General features: G+C 61.6%; 14 protein-coding genes. 2 read left to right on the top strand and 12 right to left on the bottom strand.

Annotated elements, in window-relative coordinates:
• Positions 1-7: 7 nt before the first annotated feature.
• The 12 genes from PseAD21_RS10170 to glnE form a co-directional block, all read right to left on the bottom strand.
• The gene (locus tag PseAD21_RS10170; protein ID WP_102355557.1) at positions 8-904 is read right to left on the bottom strand and encodes an antimicrobial resistance protein Mig-14; all 897 of its coding nucleotides are present in this window, start codon (positions 902-904) and stop codon (positions 8-10) included.
• Complete coding sequence (locus PseAD21_RS10175) at positions 904-2,034, bottom strand: glycosyltransferase (protein WP_102355558.1); 1,131 nt, start codon at positions 2,032-2,034, stop codon at positions 904-906. Before PseAD21_RS10175 ends, PseAD21_RS10170 begins: the two co-directional genes overlap by 1 nt.
• Entirely contained in the window at positions 2,018-3,775 is a 1,758-nt protein-coding gene (locus tag PseAD21_RS10180; RefSeq protein ID WP_102355559.1) for a carbamoyltransferase, read from the bottom strand. Before PseAD21_RS10180 ends, PseAD21_RS10175 begins: the two co-directional genes overlap by 17 nt.
• Positions 3,776-3,946: 171 nt before the next feature.
• The gene (locus PseAD21_RS10185; RefSeq protein ID WP_102355560.1) at positions 3,947-4,282 is read right to left on the bottom strand and encodes a YceK/YidQ family lipoprotein; all 336 of its coding nucleotides are present in this window, start codon (positions 4,280-4,282) and stop codon (positions 3,947-3,949) included.
• A gap of 214 nt (positions 4,283-4,496) precedes the next feature.
• Positions 4,497-5,948: a lipopolysaccharide kinase InaA family protein gene (locus PseAD21_RS10190; protein WP_102355561.1), complete on the bottom strand. Its 1,452-nt coding sequence runs from the start codon at positions 5,946-5,948 to the stop codon at positions 4,497-4,499.
• Positions 5,948-6,700 carry a lipopolysaccharide kinase InaA family protein gene (locus PseAD21_RS10195; RefSeq protein WP_102355562.1) on the bottom strand — a complete coding sequence of 251 codons (753 nt, stop codon included), beginning with the start codon at positions 6,698-6,700 and terminating at the stop codon, positions 5,948-5,950. The genes PseAD21_RS10190 and PseAD21_RS10195 overlap by 1 nt, the downstream gene beginning before the upstream one ends.
• On the bottom strand, positions 6,697-7,431 hold the full coding sequence (locus PseAD21_RS10200) for a lipopolysaccharide kinase InaA family protein (protein ID WP_102355563.1): 735 nt from the start codon (positions 7,429-7,431) through the stop codon (positions 6,697-6,699). The genes PseAD21_RS10195 and PseAD21_RS10200 overlap by 4 nt, the downstream gene beginning before the upstream one ends.
• A complete protein-coding gene (gene rfaP / locus PseAD21_RS10205; RefSeq protein ID WP_102355564.1) occupies positions 7,431-8,237 on the bottom strand; it encodes a lipopolysaccharide core heptose(I) kinase RfaP in 807 nt (268 codons plus the stop codon). The genes PseAD21_RS10200 and rfaP overlap by 1 nt, the downstream gene beginning before the upstream one ends.
• On the bottom strand, positions 8,238-9,359 hold the full coding sequence (locus tag PseAD21_RS10210) for a glycosyltransferase family 4 protein (RefSeq protein WP_102355565.1): 1,122 nt from the start codon (positions 9,357-9,359) through the stop codon (positions 8,238-8,240).
• Complete coding sequence (gene waaC / locus PseAD21_RS10215; RefSeq protein ID WP_047600759.1) at positions 9,359-10,420, bottom strand: lipopolysaccharide heptosyltransferase I; 1,062 nt, start codon at positions 10,418-10,420, stop codon at positions 9,359-9,361. The genes PseAD21_RS10210 and waaC overlap by 1 nt, the downstream gene beginning before the upstream one ends.
• A gap of 1 nt (position 10,421) precedes the next feature.
• Complete coding sequence (waaF, locus tag PseAD21_RS10220; protein WP_102355566.1) at positions 10,422-11,456, bottom strand: lipopolysaccharide heptosyltransferase II; 1,035 nt, start codon at positions 11,454-11,456, stop codon at positions 10,422-10,424.
• 310 nt (positions 11,457-11,766) lie between these two features.
• Positions 11,767-14,706, bottom strand: coding sequence for a bifunctional [glutamate--ammonia ligase]-adenylyl-L-tyrosine phosphorylase/[glutamate--ammonia-ligase] adenylyltransferase (glnE, locus tag PseAD21_RS10230; RefSeq protein WP_102355567.1), 2,940 nt, complete (start codon positions 14,704-14,706; stop codon positions 11,767-11,769).
• A gap of 384 nt (positions 14,707-15,090) precedes the next feature.
• Here glnE and aceE point away from each other — a divergent pair, with 384 nt between their 5' ends.
• Both aceE and aceF read left to right on the top strand, forming a co-directional pair.
• Complete coding sequence (gene aceE / locus PseAD21_RS10235) at positions 15,091-17,736, top strand: pyruvate dehydrogenase (acetyl-transferring), homodimeric type (RefSeq protein WP_007915682.1); 2,646 nt, start codon at positions 15,091-15,093, stop codon at positions 17,734-17,736.
• Between the two features lie 11 nt (positions 17,737-17,747).
• Complete coding sequence (gene aceF / locus PseAD21_RS10240) at positions 17,748-19,712, top strand: dihydrolipoyllysine-residue acetyltransferase (protein ID WP_102355568.1); 1,965 nt, start codon at positions 17,748-17,750, stop codon at positions 19,710-19,712.
• The last annotated feature ends 26 nt before the right edge of the window (positions 19,713-19,738 follow it).

The raw sequence follows: 19,738 nt of genomic DNA on the forward strand, positions 1-19,738 counted from the left end.
GGCTGACTCATACGGTGAACACCGGCACAGGATTGCACCAGCGATCCTTGTATTCACGGTCGGCGCGACCGAAGGAGAACCGCAGCGGCTTGTTCAGTGCTCGCGCGTGTTCCCAGGCACTTTGCGTATTGAGGAAGCTCAACACACTGCCGGGGCTGAATTCGCGGGTTTCGGGATCGACACCGCCGTTGATGTACTCGACGCTGATCCACTCCGGCGCTTCGACGCGGTACACCAGCTGGATCGCGATCGGCGCATCGTTGAGGAAGATCACCGAGCCGATCAGCAGTTCGCGCAGCAGCTCGATGACCTCGGCCATGCGCGCCGCGCCCGTGGCTGGGAAACCCCAACGGCGCTGGAACAGATCACAGTAGATCACCGCCAGTTCGGCACTGGAGAACTCGCTGACCGCACGCACCACACCGCCTGCCTCTTCCAGCAGGCGCAGTTCACGACGCTGGTTGTAGCGAAACTTCTTCGACAGCTCTTCGGGGGTACGGGCCATGGCCAGTTGTTCGGTCTGCAACTTGATGCCGCTGAAGCGGTTTTCGTTGAGCGCTGACAGATAGCGTGCGCGATGACGCAGCGGTGCCTGGGCATCGACGGCGGCCGGCAGGATCAGCTCGGCGTTACCGAGGTCGAACAGGCCTTTTTTGCCACTGCGCTTGAGCACGTCCTTGGACAGCGCCAGATCGCGCCCCCAGGTCGGAATTGCCGCTTTGACTTCACCGCCCTGCTCCCACGCCAGATAGCGCACCGGGATGCCGGCCAGCGCGGCCAGACGCTCGACCACCAGCGGATGGGTCGCGACGCTGCCGCCAAAACGCTGCCAGGCGGTTGCATAGGTGGAGGCGTCAACGGGCGACCAGCCACGTTCGCGCCAGCCTTGAAATCGGTTGAGCATCAGCCCCTCGGTGCCAGATCGGTAACTTGCGGCAGACGCCAGAAGGTGTCGCGCACCGCACGGTCGGAGAAACGCTCACGCAGGCGATCGAGCATCAGCTCGGCGCACTGCCGGCGCTGCTGATCATCCATACCCGCCAAATGTTGCAGGCCTTGTGCCAGGTGTTCGGCATCGCCCAGCGGGAACAGAATGCCAACGCCTTCGACCACTTCCTTCGCCCCGCCACACGCGGTGGCGAGCAAAGGCACGCCGGCGGCCATGGCTTCAAGCAGCACCATGCCGAACGGTTCGTGATCAGAGCTCAGGGCAAACACATCGAAGGCGCGGAAGTAATTGCGCGCCTCCGGCACCTGACCGAGAAACAGTACCCGGTCACCGATACCCAGTTCGCGCGCCAATTCCTTGAGGTCCTGCTCCAGACGGCCCTTGCCGAGGATCACCAGTTGGCTGTTGCCCGGCAGCCCCGGCAACGCCGCGGCAAAACCGTGCAGCAACGTGGCCTGATCCTTGTCCGGGTGCAGCCGTCCGACGTTGCCGACAATGAATGCATCCGCCGCCAGCCCGAGGGTCTCGCGGGCTGCGCGAGCCGACACCTGACTGGCCTGCAAGGCTGGCACGTCGATGCGGTTGTACAGGGTCTGAATGCGGGTGGACGGCCATTTCGGCAGGCAACGACGCATGTCGTCACGCACCGCGTCGGACACGCCAAGCAAGCTCAGGCGCTTGCGGAAAATCTGCGCGAACAGCTTGCGCGTGGCGCGCTTGTAATCGTCAAACGCGTGATGCACGCCAACCACCGGCAGCGACGTGCCGAGCAAAGCGATGTAGATCGGCTTGAAGCGATGGGCGATGCAGAAACTGAAATTGCGTGAAGCGGCGATCTTGCGCAGATCGCCGATGGCGCCCAGCTTCAGGCCACGAATGGCCTTGGAGCTGTATTCCATGAACAACACTTCATCGGAAGCACACGCTGCGGCCACCTCGCTATCGGCGGCCCCGGTCAGAAAGACCGTGGTCACCCGATAACCGGTGCCCGCGAACAGGCTGGCGTACTGCCGTGCGCAGTCGAGGAACGGCCCGTCATAGCCGTGACAGAACTGCAGCACATGGCGTTCAGCCGAGCGAGTCATAAGCGTTTGCGCCCTCTTTGACCACCAGAATGTCTTCCATGATCAGGTACTGCAGATCGGAGCCGAAGAACATGTTCAGGGCGTCGGTCGGCGAGCAGATCATCGGTTCACCACGACGGTTCAACGAGGTGTTCAGCGACACGCCATTGCCGGTGAGGTTTTCCAGCGCCTTCATCATGTCGTAGTAACGCGGGTTGTATTCGCGCTTGAGCACCTGGGCACGGGAAGTACCGTCTTCGTGGACGACTTCCGGCACGCGGGTCTTCCACTCTTCCGCCACTTCGAAGGTGAAGGTCATGAATGGCGCCGGATGATCGATCTTGATCATCTGCGGTGCAACAGTGTCGAGCATCGACGGGCAGAAAGGCCTCCAGCGCTCGCGGAACTTGATCTGGTGGTTGATGCGGTCAGCCACACCGGCAATGCTCGGGCAACCGATGATCGAACGACCACCCAGTGCACGCGGGCCGAACTCCATGCGGCCCTGGAACCAGGCCACCGGGTTGCCATCGACCATGATCTTGGCGATCTGCTCCGGCATGTTGTCGAGCTTGCGCCAGGTCGGCTTGTTCTCGTGACGGGCGCAGGCGGCGATCACGTCTTCGTTGCTGTACGACGGGCCGAGGTAGACGTGTTCCATCTTCTCGACCGGCACGCCACGGGCGTTGGACACATAGGCCGCCGCGCCAACCGCGGTGCCGGCGTCGCCGGATGCAGGCTGTACGAACAGCTCTTTGACGTCATCGCGGGCGATGATTTTCTGGTTGAGCTTGACGTTCAACGCACAGCCACCGGCGTAGGCCAGCTTGCCGGTTTCCTTGAGCACGTCGCCCAGGTAGTAATCGATCATCTGCAGCGCGATCTTCTCGAACAGCGCTTGAATGCTCGCGGCGTAGTGGATGTACGGTTCGTCGGCGATGTCGCCTTCGCGCTTGGGACCCAGCCACTCGATCAGTTTCGGCGAGAAGTAGTAACCCTTGCCCTTCTCCTTGTAGCGACGCAGGCCGATCACGTTGGCGTAGTCGGTGTTGATCACCAACTCGCCGTTTTCGAACGAGGCCAGACGCGAGAAGTCATATTTGCTGGCGTCGCCGTACGGCGCCATGCCCATGACCTTGAACTCACCGTCGAGCATATCGAAGCCAAGGAACTCGGTGATCGCGCCGTACAGGCCGCCGAGGGAGTCCGGATCGAAGAATTCCTTGATCTTGTGGATCTTGCCGTTTTCGCCATAACCGAAGAAAGTCGTGGCGTATTCGCCCTTGCCGTCGATACCGAGGATCGCGGTTTTCTCTTTGAAACCCGAGCAGTGGTAGGCGCTGGAGGCGTGAGCCAGGTGGTGCTCGACCGGCTCGATCTTGATCTTCTTCGGATCAAAACCCAGTTGCTCCAGGCACCAGACGATCTTGTTGCGATAACGCTTGTAGCGACGGTTACCCATCAGGATCGCGTCGAGTGCACGATCCGGGGCGTACCAGTAACGCTTGGCGTACTGCCAGCGGGCCTTGCCGAACAGGCTGATCGGCGCGAACGGAATCGCCACCACGTCAACGTCGGACGGCTTGATACCGGCCTGTTCCAGGCAGAACTTCGCCGATTCGTAGGGCATGCGGTTCTTTGCATGCTTATCGCGGACGAAGCGCTCTTCTTCAGCCGCCGCCACCAGCTTGCCGTCGATGTACAAGGCGGCTGAAGGGTCATGGCTAAGGGCGCCGGACAGGCCAAGAATCGTCAATGCCACAGGGTCTAGCCTCTTTAGTCTGCATTCAGGCGCGATGCGCCTTGAAAATTGATGTGCCCTCGCACCGGGCGAGAGACAGCTAAAGGGCGGGATTATAGCGTAAACGTGGCGGGAATGACCCTGTGCGAATTACCCCAGGTTGATTGGGCCGGATAAACCTTGTGCTCAGGCTCAATAACCGCGCTGCCGCCAATAGATACCAAGGTTGCCATCGCTGGCCTGACGATAAATCGTGTACGGCAGCACCACCGTGTCCAGCACACCCGACAGTGGCAGATCCAGCAGCACGAATGGCAGCAGCACGCCTGTCGGGTCAGGCGGGGCATTGAGTACGCAGAAATCGAATGCCAGACCGCTGTAGATCCGCGGGATCGATTGGCAATAGGTTTTCTGCTTGCGCATGTCGCGGGCGACGTCGGCGTCCATTTGCAGCACCGAGGCGGCGGTGCCGCAACCGGATAGAACCCATGAGCAGGCGCTCAGGGTTACAGCCTTTTTGATGGTCAAGATTTGCCCTCCGAAGTGGTCAGGGCAAACTAGCATCGAGGCTGGAGCGGGCACAGTTCATGGCTTCCGGAGAAGCTGTAGGACAAGTCAGTGGTGCTTGTCCGTCATTGCTCGAGGGGGGATTTTTTGAGGATTTAGAGCCTCATCGCGAGCAGGCTCACTCCTACAGGGGAATGCAATCCCATGTGGGAGTGAACTTGCTCGCGAAGGCGGCTCAGGCCGCGCTGGAGATGTCCTTGGGTAGCCGCTGATCGATCACCTGATGTAACGCGCTGCTCTCGGGCCAGTTGCGCATGAACCGCGCTCGATCCCGCGCATAGGCCGGCGCGAAACTGCTGGCAGAGGCGTGCTGACACATCGAATCCAGGTCGATCAGCGCCCAGCGATCCTCCTGCCAGAACAGGTTGTGACCCTTGAAGTCGCCATGGCTGATGCGCTCGGCGATCAGCCGTGAAAACAGCTGATCCAGCGCCAACAACTCGGACTCCGGCGCAGTGCCGCTTTCGACGTACGGTGCGAAGCGCTCGATGATGTCCGGGCCCGGCAGGAACTCGGTCACCAGATAGGCTCGACTGCGCAGCCACAGAAAGCGCTTTTCCAGCACGGCCAGCGGTTTGGGAGTGGCGATGCCGAGGAACGCCAGGCGATTGCCTTCACGCCACGAGTGCCAGGCGCGGCTCGGGCGCCAGAAACGTTTGAGCCAGTGCGCAAAGCCTTTGATGTTGTAGCGTTTGATCACCAGCGTGCGCCCGGCCACTTCAACCTTGCCGACGCTCGCCGCACCGCCGGTCTTGTACAGATGGCCCTGATCGAGCAACGCATCGGCTTGATCCAGCACCGGCAGCATCGCTGCTTCTTCCTCGCGACGGATCGCCCGCAGGCCAAACGCACCGCGCTGCACACTGAACAGGGTGCACTCGCGGCCGACCTTGATCAGGTAATCCTTCAGGCGCCAGGCGCGAACCTTGGCGATCTGCTTCTGCAGTGCCTCTAGCGGCAGCGCGTGCTCGCTGTTGCTCAGCAGGTAATACACCAGCAATTCTTCGGTGAACGGCTCCAGCGACTTGGGCAACTGGGCGAAAAACACCCCGAGGTTTTCCAGCACCTTCTGCCGCGACAACGGCTGACCGGTGGTCTCGGCGCAAATTCCGGCGCCATCGATCAGGTACAACTGACCGTCATGGCGCAGCAGGTTGTCCAGGTGCAGATCTTCCTGCCACAGGCCCTTGCCATGCAGTTGACCGATGGCCCCCAGCGCTTCGGCCAGTACCGCCGATTGCTCGTCCGCCAGCACTGGCAGCGACTCGACCTGCTGCCAGGTGTCACCGAGGCTTTCGGCGTTTTCAAGGAATTCGAATAGCAGCCAGCCGCCCTCGCCGTCCTGCAGGCCATCGGCCAACAGCAACGGCGTGGTCAGGCCCTGGTCGGCGAGCAACTTTACGCCCGTCAGCTCGCGCTGAAAATGCCGCGCAGCCTTGCTGCCCACCAGCAATTTGGCCAGCACCGGCCGCCCGCGCCAGACCCCGGCACCGACATAGCGCTGTCCGGGCAACACTCGCAGCAGGCTCAGCAACTGCAGATCCGCAGGGCCTGCCGCATCGGCGAGAGTGATCGTCAGCGGCAGACTCGGCGCACGTCCGGCGTTTTTCAGTTCGGACAACCGCATCAACGGGTCTCCTTGCGACTGCGACGTGCGGTCAGTCGCGAAACCCAACTGTCGACCAGCGAACTGTCGATTGGCTGATCGAGATACGCCGCCAGCAACTCGCGCAATTGCGCCTCGCTCCATTCCGGCGCGCGACGCAGCAACGGCTCCAGATCCTTGACCCGATCACGCAGACCGAACAGCAGGGGCCGGGTCTTTTCCAGGTCGATCAACTGCGCCCGATAGCGCTCGCCATCAGCCCGCAAAAAGATGTGTTTGGGGTAAAAGCAGCCGTGCACCTGACGTACGCCGTGCAGCTGGCGCGCCAGCTGTCCACAGGCCTGGAGAATTGCCGAATGCTGCGCAGCGGTCAGCTCGGACCAGCGCTGCAACAGCGAATCGAGGTCATCCCAGCCGTCGAGGGCGCGGGTCAGCAGGATCGCGTGGACGTCGCCCTTGACCTTGCGCTCACCGAAGAACGCCGCCTGCAACGCGGGAATCCCCAGCTTGTTGTAGCGGCTGATATTGCGAAACTCACGGGCAAAGCTGGGTTCGCCGAACGGCGCGTGCAGGGTGCGGGTCAGGTAATTGCTCTGACGCTTGAGGTAGTAGGCCTGCCCTTCCAGCTCCAGGCGAAACACGCTGCTCCAGCCACCGCCATCGGTGTTCGGCTCGTCCACCGCTTCGAGCTGTTTGGCCCAGAGCGCATCGAAAGTGCCGAGGCCATGACGCTCAAGCAGCGCCCGGTCTTCAGCGGCCAGGAAATCAGTCATTCGCGTCCCTCGAAAAATCTCACCACGTGACGAATCCGTTTCTTGTCGGCGGCATTGAGCCGGTCACGTCCGCGGTATTGCAGGTAGAAGCGCAGGCGCTGGGTGTTCGACAGGTGATATTTGGCCACTTTGTCGAGACAGGCCAGGTCCTTGGTGATGCGGTACTTGAGCCAGAAGCCGCGCCAGAAATCACCGTTCGGGCAGTCGATCAGAAACAGCTGCGCCTGATCGTCGATCAGCAGGTTGCGCCACTTCAGGTCGTTATGGGTAAAGCGCTGATCGTGCATGGTCCGGGTGTAAACCGCCAATTGCCGGCTGATGCCATCGACCCAGCGGCGATCCTTGAGCTTGGGATCTTTACGGTCGGCCAGCGCCGAAAGGTCCTCGGTGCGCGGCAGCTCACGGGTGATCATCGCTCCACGGGCATAGGCGGCGCCACGCCGCTCCAGGCCCCAGCCCACTACTTCAGCGGTGGGAATACCCCATTTGGCGAAGCGTTTGAGATTCTGCCACTCCATCTTCACCCGGGGCTTGCCCAGGTAACGGCGCAAACCCTTGCCCGCGCCGACGTAGCGCTTGACGTAGTAATTGACGCCGTTGCGCTGCACACGAATGACTTCGGACAGCGGATCGCGGGTCAGGCGTTCACCCTGCAGGGCAAACACCGCTTCGAGGCTGCCGAAATCTTCGGCCAGATCGCTGTACTGCGGCTCCAGAGTCCAACCCGCCATCAGAGCGCATCCCCGTAACGCTGTTTGCGCGCATAGAGCTTGTTGGCCTTGCCTTCGAGCCAGCTCAGCAGCGGTGCTTCTTGCGCCAGGATCTGCCGCAGCGGCTGCTGGAAATAGCCTTTGAGGAAGCGCAGTTTGTCGCGGCGGGTCAGGCCGATGTCCAGCGCCGAGAAGTACAGCGCCGCCAGATCCTTGTTGCGCCAACGCTGAGTGATCGCCGGGCGGGTCTGGGCGCGATGCAGGTCGATCACCGAGAGCTTGAAGCTCTGCGGGGTGATCGGCTTGTCGGTGTGCAGCAGAAAGTGGCAGATGTAACAGTCGCGGTGGTTGACCCCGGCGCGGTGCATCATGCCGGTCATGCGTGCCACCTCAGCGATCAGCGCACGCTTGAGCGTTGGCTCTGGCGGCTGCTTGACCCATTCAATGCTGAAGTCTTCGAGGCTGATGGTCGGCGCCAGCTCTTCGGTAACGATGAACGAATGCTGATCGGCCGGGTTGCTGCCCTTCTCGCCATAGGCGACCGCAGTCATGGTCGGCACGCCGACTTCCTGCAGACGCTGGATCGCCTTCCACTCCTGACCCGCGCCGAGCACCGGCAGCTTGGCGGTCAGCAGGTTCTTGAAGATTTCCCCCCAGCCGATGCCACGGTGGATCTTGACGAAAAATCCGTTGCCGTCGACTTCCGTGCGCAGCGTCCGTCGAGCTTCCAGCTCGCGATAGACCTCGCCCTGCAAGCCTTCGACTTCAGCGAACGGGTCGCGTCCGGCCCAAAGGCTCTTGAACGGTTCAGCCAGCATCAACTTCATTTAAGCGTGCTCCGCCAGAATCACATCGGCCGCGTGTTGCGGCATGCTGTAGAGGTCGGCCGTCTCGGCGAAGGCCAGACCATTGCGGCTCCAGGCCGCGCGTGCAGAGGCGTCGGTCAACATCTCGGTCAGGTATTGGGTGAGTTGCGCCTGATCGAACGGCTCGTCCAGCACTCGCCCGGCGTCCGCCTCGGCAATGTAATGGGCGTAACCGCAGACCGCGCTGACCAGTACCGGCAAACCGGCGACCAGCGCTTCGAGCAGCACCGTACCGGTGTTTTCGTTGTACGCCGGGTGGATCAACAGATCGGCGCCGAGCAGGAAACGCGGGATATCGCTGCGGCCCTTGAGGAACGTCACGTTGTCGCCCAGGCCCAAAGTTGCACTCTGCATCTGGAACAATTTGGGGTCATCCTGGCCGATTACAAACAGCCGGGTGCGTTTCTTCAGCTCCGCCGGCAGTGCGGCCAGCGCCTTGAGGCTGCGATCGACGCCCTTGGTCTTGAACCCGGAACCGATCTGCACCAGCAGCAGTTCGTCATCCTTGAGGTTGAATTCGGCGCGGAAACCGGCGCGAATCTCATCGGCATCCGCCGGCCGGCGACGGTCCTGGGCAATGCCCGGCGGCAGCAGGTGGAAGCGCTCAAGCGGCGTGTCGTAGTGCTTGATGAACAGCGGCTGCTGCACTTCGGAAATCATCAACACTTCGGTTTTCGCGTCTTTGGCGAACACCGCGCGCTCGTACTCGGCGAAGTGGCGATAGCGGCCCCAGCGGCGGTACAGCGAGTGACGCAGGTTCTGCGCCTTGTCTTCAAAGCAGCCGTCGGCGGCATAGTAGACGTCCAGCCCCGGCATCTTGTTGAAGCCGATCAGCCGGTCCACCGGACGCCTGGCCAGGTCCGCTTCCATCCACGTGCTGAGTTTCTCGTTGCGACGGTGGTTGAAGAACGCCTTGACCGGCGCCACCAGCACTTCGAACCCGGGCGGCACGTCGCCTTCCCAGATCAGGGTGTAGACGCGAATCTGGTGACCGCGCTTCTGGCATTCGAGGGCGATGCGCATGAAGTCGCGCTGCAAGCCGCCGAACGGGAAATATTTGTACAGGACAAATGCCAATTGCATCAGCGCAGCTCCTCAGCCATTAACAACGTGCTCAGTCGGCTGGCGACACGCTCGGGATTCACACGCGTGAAGCACAGAGGCTGCTCGCGTTTCAGGTCAAACTGACGGGCATCCTGCGCAGTCGGTTGGTAAGTGCATTTCTTTTGCAGGCAAGGGGCGCAGGGGAAATCACTGGCCATGTGAATCTGCACCTTGCCGTAGGCGCCGGTCAGGCCCGGGTTGGTCGGACCGAACAGCGAAATCGTCGGCACGTCCAGCGCAGCCGCCAGATGGCCCAGGCCGGTGTCGACCGCCACGCAGGCCTGGGCACCGGCCAGCACTTTACCGACGCCGGCCAGGTTCAGCTTCGGCAACACTTCGGCGTGCTTGAACCCGGCAGCAATGCGCTCGGCGCGGGCTTTCTCCAGCGGATTGCCCCACGGCAGTTTGACGCCGACGCCAAGATAGCCGACCCGCTCGGTCAGCTCGCGCCAGTAGGCTTCCGGCCAGTGTTTGGTGTCCCACGTGGTGCCGTGCAGGAACACCACGAAGGCGCTCTTGCGTGGCAATTCCACCAGACGCTCGACGTTGAGGCCGTAGTCGCCCAAGCCTTTGGGCAGGTCATAACCCAGAGCGATGGCGAACAACTGCCGCACGCGCTCGACAGCGTGCTGCCCCCGGGCCACGGCCAGTTTGCGGTCATAGAATCGTGCAGCGATCGGCTCCCGCGCCGAACCTTTGTCGAGACCGGCCACCGGGGCTTTGACGTAGCGGGTCAGCCAGGCACTTTTCAACAGGCCCTGAGCGTCGATCACCAGGTCGTACTTGCTGGCACGCACGCTTTGCTTGAAGCGCTTCCACTCGCCGCTCTTGATGGTCTGCCAGAGGTTCTTGCGCCAGCGGCGGATCGCCACCGGAATCACTTTGCCGACGGCCGGGTGCCAGGTCGGGATCTCGGCGAAGCCTTCTTCCACCACCCAGTCGAACTTGATCCCGGGGATGGCCCGGGCCGCATCGGTCAGCGCCGGCAACGCATGAATCACGTCGCCCAGCGATGAAGTCTTGATCAGCAATACCCGCAACTTATTGAACCTCGACCACAGAGCCCTGCAGTTTCTGCAAGGCATCGTTGACCGCGTCCGGCATCAGCTGGCGCAGGCAGTTGTAATGGCCGAAACGGCAGGTGCGATCAAAGCAAGGGCTGCAATCGAGACCCAGCCGAACGATTTCGACGTGCTCGGCCAGCGGCGGAGTGAACCCCGGCGAAGTCGAGCCGTAAACCGCCACCAATGGGCGGTTGAGTGCGGCGGCGACGTGCATCAGGCCGGAATCGTTGGATACCACCGAGTCGGCACAGGACATCAGGTCGATCGCCTCGGCCAGCGAGGTGCCGCCACTGAGGTTGACCGACTCTTCACGCAGGCCGGGAATCAGCCGCGCGCGAATGTCTTCGCCCACTGCATGATCGTTTTTCGAGCCGAACAGCCACACCTGCCAGCCTTCGCGAATCCGCGCTTCAGCGACCTTGGCATAGTGCTCGGACGGCCAGCGCTTGGACTCGCCGAACTCGGCGCCGGGGCACAGGGCCAACACCGGGCGGTCGAGGGTCAGACCGAACTTGGCCAGCGCCGCTTCGCGGGTCACCGGGTCGATTTGCAGGCTCGGGCGCGGATAGGGTTTCGGCAGCTCGGCGTTCGGCTCATAGGCCAGCGCCATGAAACGCTCGATCATCAGCGGATAACGCTCTTTATCCAGCGCACGCACGTCGTTGAGCAGGCCGTAGCGGAACTCGCCGCGCCAGCCGGTGCGCTGCTTGATGCCGGCAAAGAACGGCACCAGCGCCGACTTCAGCGAGTTGGGCAGCAGGATCGCCTGATCGTACTGGCCGGCCAGCGACTTGCCGATCCGCCGGCGCGTCGCCAATTCCAGCGCGCCGTGGCCGAGCGGAAAGCTCAAGGCCTTGCGCACTTCGGGCATACGCTCAAGGATCGGCCGGCTCCACTCGGGGGCCAGCACGTCGATTTCGCATTGCGGGTGGCGCTGTTTGAGACACTGAAACAGTGTCTGCGCCATCACCATGTCACCGACCCAACTGGGCCCAACGATCAGAATATTCATGTGGTTTCCATAAACGAACCGGGGAGGCATTTACGCCTCCCCGCCTCGAGAATCACAGTGGGAACACCGGCGGCTTGCGATGGGTCATTACCTTCAACATCACTGTCGACAGTCACTCCGCTATCGCGAGCAGGCTCGCTCCCACATGGTTTGTTCGTCCTGCCTTGAATCTGCATACACCGCAGATCCACTGTAGGAGTGAGCCTGCTCGCGATGGGGTCGTTACATTCAACATTAATGTTGTCTGACACTCCGCTATCGCGAGCAGGCTCACTCCTACAGGGTTTTGCATTAGCCACAAGTCTGTGGATCAGCTTAGCCCCAACTCACGCCAGATCCGCAGTACCTGCCGGCGTTCCTCGACAAACTGATCGCCCGGGATTACCCCGGCGTCCTTCTGCAAGGCCTGCCGGTGGGCGGCGGAGCGGTAGGCTTTATAGGCCTCGCGCAACAGGCTGGCGTCTTCGGCAGGCATCAGCCCTTCGTGTTCCAGCTCTTCCAGAATGCGGATGTTATCGGTCCAGCGCAGCAATGGCGGGGGGCTGTGCGACCACGCCAGGGCCGCGTATTGCACCATAAATTCAATATCGACGATACCTCCGGCGTCCTGCTTGAGGTCGAACGGCGCAGTGGCCTCGAAGGCATTTGCCGCCGTGCCCGCCGCGGTGCCCTTGCTGCCGAGGTTGTCGCGCATCTTGGCGCGCATCTCGCTGACTTCCTGCCGCAGCTTCGCCAGATCCCGCGCCTTGCCCAAGACCTGCGCCCGGACTTTCTCGAACGCCTGCCCGACATCCTGACTGCCGACCAGCACCCGCGCCCGCACCAGCGCCTGATGTTCCCAGGTCCAGGCTTCATTTTCCTGATAGCGCTCGAACGCACCGAGCGAACTGACCAACAGCCCTGACGCACCGGACGGCCGCAGGCGCATGTCCACTTCATACAACTGACCGGAGTTGGTCTGCGCCGTCAGCAGGTGAATGATCCGCTGGCCCAGCCGGGTGAAGAACTGCGCGCCATCGATCGGCTTCGGCCCGTCGGTTTCCGCCTGCGGATCGCCGTCATGGATGAACACCAGGTCCAAGTCCGAACCATGCCCCAGTTCCAGCCCGCCGACTTTCCCATAACCGACAATGATGAAGCCGGGATCGCACAAGGTGCCGTCGGTCCGCAGCGGCGTACCGTACTTGGCGACCGTCTGGCGCCAGGCCAGGGCCAGCACCTGCTCCAGAATCGCTTCGGCCAGCCAGGTCAGGTAATCACTGACTTTCATCAACGGCAGGCTGCCGGCGATTTCCGAAGCGGCGACGCGCAAACGGTGCGCGAGCTTGAAGTGACGCAAGGCTTCCATCTGCTGTTCGAGGTCGTCTTCGGGAATCCGCGTCAGGCGCTCGCGCAGCTCGGCGGCCAGTTCAGGGGCCAGTGGCGGCTTGAACAGGCGACCTTCGTTGAGCAATTCGTCGAGCAACAGCGGGAAGCGCGTGATCTGCTCGGCAATCCACGGACTGGCCGCACACAGCGTCAGCAAGCGCCGCAAGGCGCCGGGGTTTTCCGTCAGCAACACTAAATAAGCCGAACGCCGGGCCACTGCTTCAACCAGCGGCAATACCCTTTCAAGCACCAGATCCGGATTGGCATGCTCCACCGCTTGCGCCAGCAGGCGCGGAATAAAGGCATCAAGACGCTCACGTCCCAACCGCTGCATCGCACGCAACTGCGGGCTGCTGCGCAAACCGGCCAGCGCTTTCAGCGCTTTGGTCGCGTCCTTGAATCCGCCTTCTTCCAACTGTCGGCAAGCGGCTTCTTCATCCTGCGCCTCTTCCCACAGTGGCAGCCATTCACCGCCAACCACCACTTCGCAATCGGCGCCCTCCTCTTCATCAGGATCGGCGATCACCTGCGCAAAGTGCCAGGCCACCCGGCCACGCCAGAACATCAGTTTCTCGTGGAAAGCGTCCCAATCGGCGAAACCGAGCATGAACGCGATCCGTGCCTGATCCTGAGCACTGTCCGGCAACATCTGGGTTTGGCGGTCGGCAATCGCCTGGATCGCGTGTTCGGTGTAGCGCAGGAATTCGTAACCTTCGCGCAACTCGCTGATCACCGCTGGCGGCAGATAGCCCTGCCCCTCCAGCGTGCTCAATACCTTTAATAGAGGACGTTGCTGCAGACTCAGATCGCGTCCACCGTGGATCAACTGGAAGGCCTGGGCGATGAACTCGACTTCGCGGATACCGCCGGAGCCCAGCTTGATATTGTCGGCCATGCCCTTGCGCCGCACTTCCTGCTGGATCAGCTGCTTCATGGTGCGCAGCGCTTCGATCGCCGAGAAGTCCAGATAACGCCGATAGACGAATGGCCGCAGCATGTCGAGCAACTGCGCGCCAGCCGCTTGATCGCCGGCCACCACCCGCGCCTTGATCATCGCGTAGCGTTCCCAGTCGCGGCCCTGATCCTGGTAATACTGCTCCAGCGCATTGAAGCTCAGCACCAGCGCGCCGGAGGAGCCGTACGGGCGCAGGCGCATGTCGACGCGGAACACGAAGCCGTCGACGGTCATCGGGTCGAGGGCCTTGATCAGACGCTGGCCGAGGCGGATGAAGAACTCCTGATTATCCAGCGCGCGTTTCACACCGACGGTTTCGCCGCCCTCGGGGTAGGCGAAAATCAGGTCGATGTCCGACGACAGGTTCAGCTCGACCGCGCCGAGCTTGCCCATGCCGAGGATGACCATCTGCTGCGGCAAGCCGCTGCGCCGGCCGGTCGGCGTGCCGAACTGCTGGCAATGGCGGCTGTACAGCCATTGATAGGCCTGGTCGATGGTCGCGTCGGCCATGTCGGAAAGATCACGGCAGGTCTGCACCAGATCGGCCTGGCGGTTCAGGTCACGCCAGATGATCCGCACTTGCTGGCGAGCGCGCTGACGACGCAGTACGCGCCCGAGTTCGTCTTCGCCTTGCGCGGTGTTCACGGCGGCGGCAATCTGCGCGCACAGCTCACCCGGCGCGAACGGCCGGTCGAGTTCACCGGACTGCACCAGCGACAGCAACATCAAAGGGTCACGAACGCTCTGTTCAATGAAGAAATCGCTGGCGGCACTGACGCGGGCGAATTGCGCCCAGCGCTCCGGCGTCCAGGTCGAGAAGCCGTAATCGTCTTCCAGTGAGGCGACGGCCGTACGGAACGACTGCTCGGATCGAGTGACCAACGGCAGGAGAATGGCGGGCAGTCCGGCAAGCGCGGGCAGGGTCATGGTCTATCCTTGATCGGCGTGTAAATGGCCGCTTGTAGTGAATGATGAAAACCCGCTACGCGAAGGACTGTCGAACAAAAGTTAGAAATAGCTGAAATTTCTTCTTCTTTAGCACCCAGCATCAAAGTTTCACCTTTTATGGATGGCAATCGACCAACCTTAACGATTATTCTCACAACGCAGTCGGAGGCCACAAGCCTTTCATCTGTAGTTTTACTACTCGTCTATACATCCGAAAGGCTGAAATGCTCAAAGATTTGTAGTAAAACTACACGCCGCCGAAACAACCTGTCGGCAATCCAAGAATTTTAAATCGTCTGCCCACAAGGCCAGTCGCAAACTCAGGCAACCGATTCTGGAAGCCTTTCCGCCCTGGAGCAAGCCATGCAAGACCTCGATCCCGTCGAAACCCAGGAATGGCTGGACGCCCTGGAATCGGTTCTCGACAAAGAAGGCGAAGACCGTGCTCACTATCTGATGACCCGTATGGGCGAACTCGCGACCCGCAGCGGCTCGCAGCTCCCTTACGCCATCACCACGCCTTACCGCAACACCATTCCGGTAACCCACGAAGCACGCATGCCTGGCGACCTGTTCATGGAACGCCGCATTCGCTCGCTGGTACGCTGGAACGCGATGGCCATGGTAATGCGTACGAACCTGAAAGATTCTGACCTGGGTGGTCACATCTCCAGCTTCGCCTCCAGTGCGACCCTGTATGACATCGGCTTCAACTACTTCTTCCAGGCCCCGACCGACGAACACGGCGGCGACCTGATCTACTTCCAGGGCCACACCTCGCCAGGCGTTTACGCCCGTGCGTTCATGGAAGGCCGCATCACCGAAGACCAGATGAACAACTTCCGCCAGGAAGTCGACGGTCAGGGCCTGTCGTCCTACCCGCACCCTTGGCTGATGCCTGACTTCTGGCAGTTCCCGACCGTATCCATGGGTCTGGGTCCGATCCAGGCGATCTACCAGGCACGCTTCATGAAGTACCTGGAACACCGCGGTTTCATCCAGCCGGGCAAACAGAAAGTCTGGTGCTTCCTGGGCGACGGCGAGTGCGACGAGCCGGAATCCCTGGGCGCGATCTCCCTGGCCGGCCGCGAGAAACTGGACAACCTGATCTTCGTCATCAACTGCAACCTGCAGCGCCTCGACGGCCCGGTTCGCGGCAACGGCAAGATCATCCAGGAACTCGAAGGCGTGTTCCGCGGTGCTCAGTGGAACGTGACTAAAGTCATCTGGGGCCGTTTCTGGGACCCACTGCTGGCCAAAGACGTCGACGGCATCCTGCAACGTCGCATGGACGAAGTCATCGACGGCGAGTACCAGAACTACAAAGCCAAAGACGGCGCGTTCGTCCGTGAACACTTCTTCAACACGCCAGAACTCAAGGCGATGGTTGCTGATCTGTCCGACGACGAGATCTGGAAACTCAACCGTGGCGGCCACGACCCGTACAAGGTCTACGCGGCGTACCACGAAGCGGTCAATCACAAAGAACAACCGACTGTCATCCTCGCCAAGACCATCAAAGGTTATGGCACCGGTGCCGGCGAAGCGAAAAACACTGCGCACAACACCAAGAAAGTCGACGTCGACAGCCTGAAGTTGTTCCGCGATCGTTTCGACATCCCGGTCAAGGACGAAGAGCTGGAGAACCTGCCGTTCTTCAAGCCAGAGCCAAACAGCGCCGAAGCCCGCTACCTCAGCGAGCGTCGCACTGCACTGGGCGGTTTCGTTCCACAGCGCCGCGCACAGAGCTTCAGCGTGCCGACGCCGGATCTGGACACCCTCAAAGCCATCCTCGATGGTTCGGGCGACCGTGAAATCTCCACCACCATGGCTTTCGTGCGGATCCTCGCACAACTGGTCAAGGACAAGGAAATCGGCCCGCGCATCGTGCCGATCATCCCGGACGAAGCCCGTACCTTCGGTATGGAAGGCATGTTCCGTCAGTTGGGCATCTACTCGTCCGTCGGCCAGCTCTACGAGCCAGTCGATAAAGACCAGGTGATGTTCTACAAGGAAGACCAGAAAGGTCAGATCCTTGAAGAAGGCATCAACGAAGCGGGCGCCATGAGCTCGTTCATCGCTGCCGGTACTTCGTACTCCAGCCATAACCAGCCGATGCTGCCGTTCTACATCTTCTACTCGATGTTCGGCTTCCAGCGTATTGGTGACCTGGCTTGGGCCGCTGGCGACAGCCGCACCCGTGGCTTCCTGATCGGTGGCACCGCCGGCCGTACCACCCTGAACGGTGAAGGCCTGCAACACGAAGACGGTCACAGCCACCTGCTGGCCGCGACCATCCCGAACTGCCGCACCTACGATCCAACCTACGGCTACGAGCTGGCGGTGATCATTCAGGACGGCATGAAGAAGATGACCGAAGAGCAACAGGACATCTTCTACTACATCACCGTGATGAACGAGTCGTACCAGCAGCCAGCCATGCCGGCCGGTGCCGAAGAAGGCATCAAGAAAGGCATGTACCTGCTCGAAGAAGACACCCGCGATGCGGCGCACCACGTACAGCTGATGGGCTCCGGCACCATCCTGCGTGAAGTCCGTGAAGCGGCGAAGATTCTGCGTGAAGAGTTCAACGTTGGCGCCGACGTGTGGAGCGTTACCAGCTTCAACGAACTGCGTCGCGACGGCCTCGCTGTCGAGCGCAGCAACCGTCTGAAGCCGGGCCAGAAGCCTAAGCTGAGCTACGTCGAAGAGTGCCTGAACGGCCGTAAGGGTCCGGTCATCGCGTCTACCGACTACATGAAACTGTTCGCCGAGCAGATCCGTCAGTGGGTACCGTCCAAGGAATTCAAAGTCCTGGGCACCGACGGTTTCGGCCGCAGCGACAGCCGCAAGAAACTGCGTCATTTCTTCGAAGTCGACCGTCATTTCGTGGTGTTGGCAGCCCTGGAAGCACTGGCTGACCGTGGTGATATCGAACCTAAAGTCGTGGCTGAGGCCATCGTCAAATTCGGCATCGACCCGGAAAAACGCAACCCACTGGACTGCTGAGGAGACATTTTGTGAGCGAACTCATTCGCGTACCTGACATCGGCAGCGGTGAAGGTGAAGTAATTGAACTGTTTGTGAAGGTCGGCGACCGTATCGAAGCCGACCAGAGCATCCTGACCCTGGAATCGGACAAGGCCAGCATGGAAGTGCCGGCCCCGAAAGCCGGCGTCATCAAAAGCCTGAAAGTGAAGCTGGGCGACCGTCTGAAAGAAGGCGACGAACTGCTTGAGCTGGAAGTCGAGGGCGCCGCGCAAGCGGCTCCTGCGCCTGCCGCTGCACCGGCGGCAAAAGCTGAAGCCAAACCGGCTGCTGCTCCTGCTGCCGCGCCTGCCGCTGCCCCTGCTGCCGCGTCGGTTCAGCAAGTGCACGTGCCGGACATCGGTTCGTCGGGCAAGGCGCAGATCATCGAGATCCAGGTCAAGGTCGGCGACAAGGTCGAAGCTGATCAATCGCTGATCACCCTGGAATCCGACAAGGCCAGCATGGAAATCCCGTCGCCTGCCGCTGGCGTGGTCAAGGCCATCAGCGTCAAGCTCAACGACGAAGTCGGCACTGGCGACCTGATCCTGGATCTGGAAGTGGCGGGGGCTGCGGCCCCTGCGACTGCCGCTCCGGCTCAAGCTGCTGCTCCGGCCGCTGCACCTGCTCCTGCAGCAGCCCCGGCTGCTCCAGTGGCCGACAGCGTTCAGGACATCCACGTTCCGGACATCGGCTCCGCTGGCAAAGCCAAGATCATCGAAGTGTTGGTCAAGGCTGGCGACAGCGTTGAAGCCGACCAGTCGCTGATCACTCTGGAATCCGACAAGGCGAGCATGGAAATCCCGTCGCCTGCCGCAGGCGTGGTGGAAAGTGTTTCGATCAAGCTGGACGACGAAGTCGGTACTGGCGACCTGATCCTCAAGCTGAAAGTCAAAGGCGCAGCGCCTGCTGCTGCCCCGGCTCCAGCTGCGGCTGCTGCTCCAAGTGCTTCAGCCGCTGCTGCTCCGGCTGCCGCTGCGCCTGCCCCTGCTGCCGCTCCAGCCGCCGCACCGGCTGCTACGCCAGCGAAACCGGGCGCAAAAGTTCACGCCGGCCCAGCCGTGCGTCAACTGGCCCGTGAGTTCGGCGTCGAGCTGAACGCTGTCGGCGCCAGCGGCCCGCACGGTCGTATCTTGAAAGAAGACGTGCAGGTTTACGTCAAAGCGATGATGCAGAAGGCCAAGGAAGCACCGGCCGCTGCTGCTGGCGCAACCGGTGGCGCGGGCATCCCGCCGATTCCGGTCGTCGATTTCAGCCGTTTCGGCGAAATCGAAGAAGTGCCGATGACTCGCCTGATGCAGATCGGCGCGTCGAGCCTGCACCGCAGCTGGCTGAACATCCCGCACGTGACTCAGTTCGACTCGGCTGATATCACCGAGCTGGAAGCGTTCCGCGTGGCGCAGAAAGCTGTTGCAGAGAAGGCCGGCGTCAAGCTGACCATCCTGCCGCTGCTGCTCAAGTCGTGCGCACACATGCTCAAGGAGCTGCCGGACTTCAACAGTTCGCTGGCGCCAAGCGGCAAAGCGATTATCCGCAAGAAGTACGTCAACATCGGCTTCGCCGTCGACACTCCAGATGGCCTGCTGGTACCGGTCATCAAGAACGTCGACCAGAAGAGCCTGTTGCAACTGGCAGCCGAAGCCGCTGCGCTGGCTGCCAAAGCCCGCGACAAGAAGCTCACCGCTGACGACATGCAAGGCGCCTGCTTCACCATTTCCAGCCTCGGCCACATTGGCGGCACCGGCTTCACGCCGATCGTCAACGCGCCGGAAGTGGCGATCCTCGGTGTATCCAAGGCAACCATCCAGCCAGTCTGGGACGGCAAAGCCTTCCAGCCGAAACTGATGCTGCCGCTGTCGTTGTCCTACGATCACCGTGTGATCAACGGCGCCGCTGCCGCACGCTTCACCCAGCGTCTGGGCAGCCTGCTGGCGGACATCCGCACCATCCTGCTGTAATCCCAAGCGGCCCTCCGGCAACGGAG

The organism is Pseudomonas sp. AD21, from assembly GCF_002878485.1.
GTDB lineage: Bacteria > Pseudomonadota > Gammaproteobacteria > Pseudomonadales > Pseudomonadaceae > Aquipseudomonas.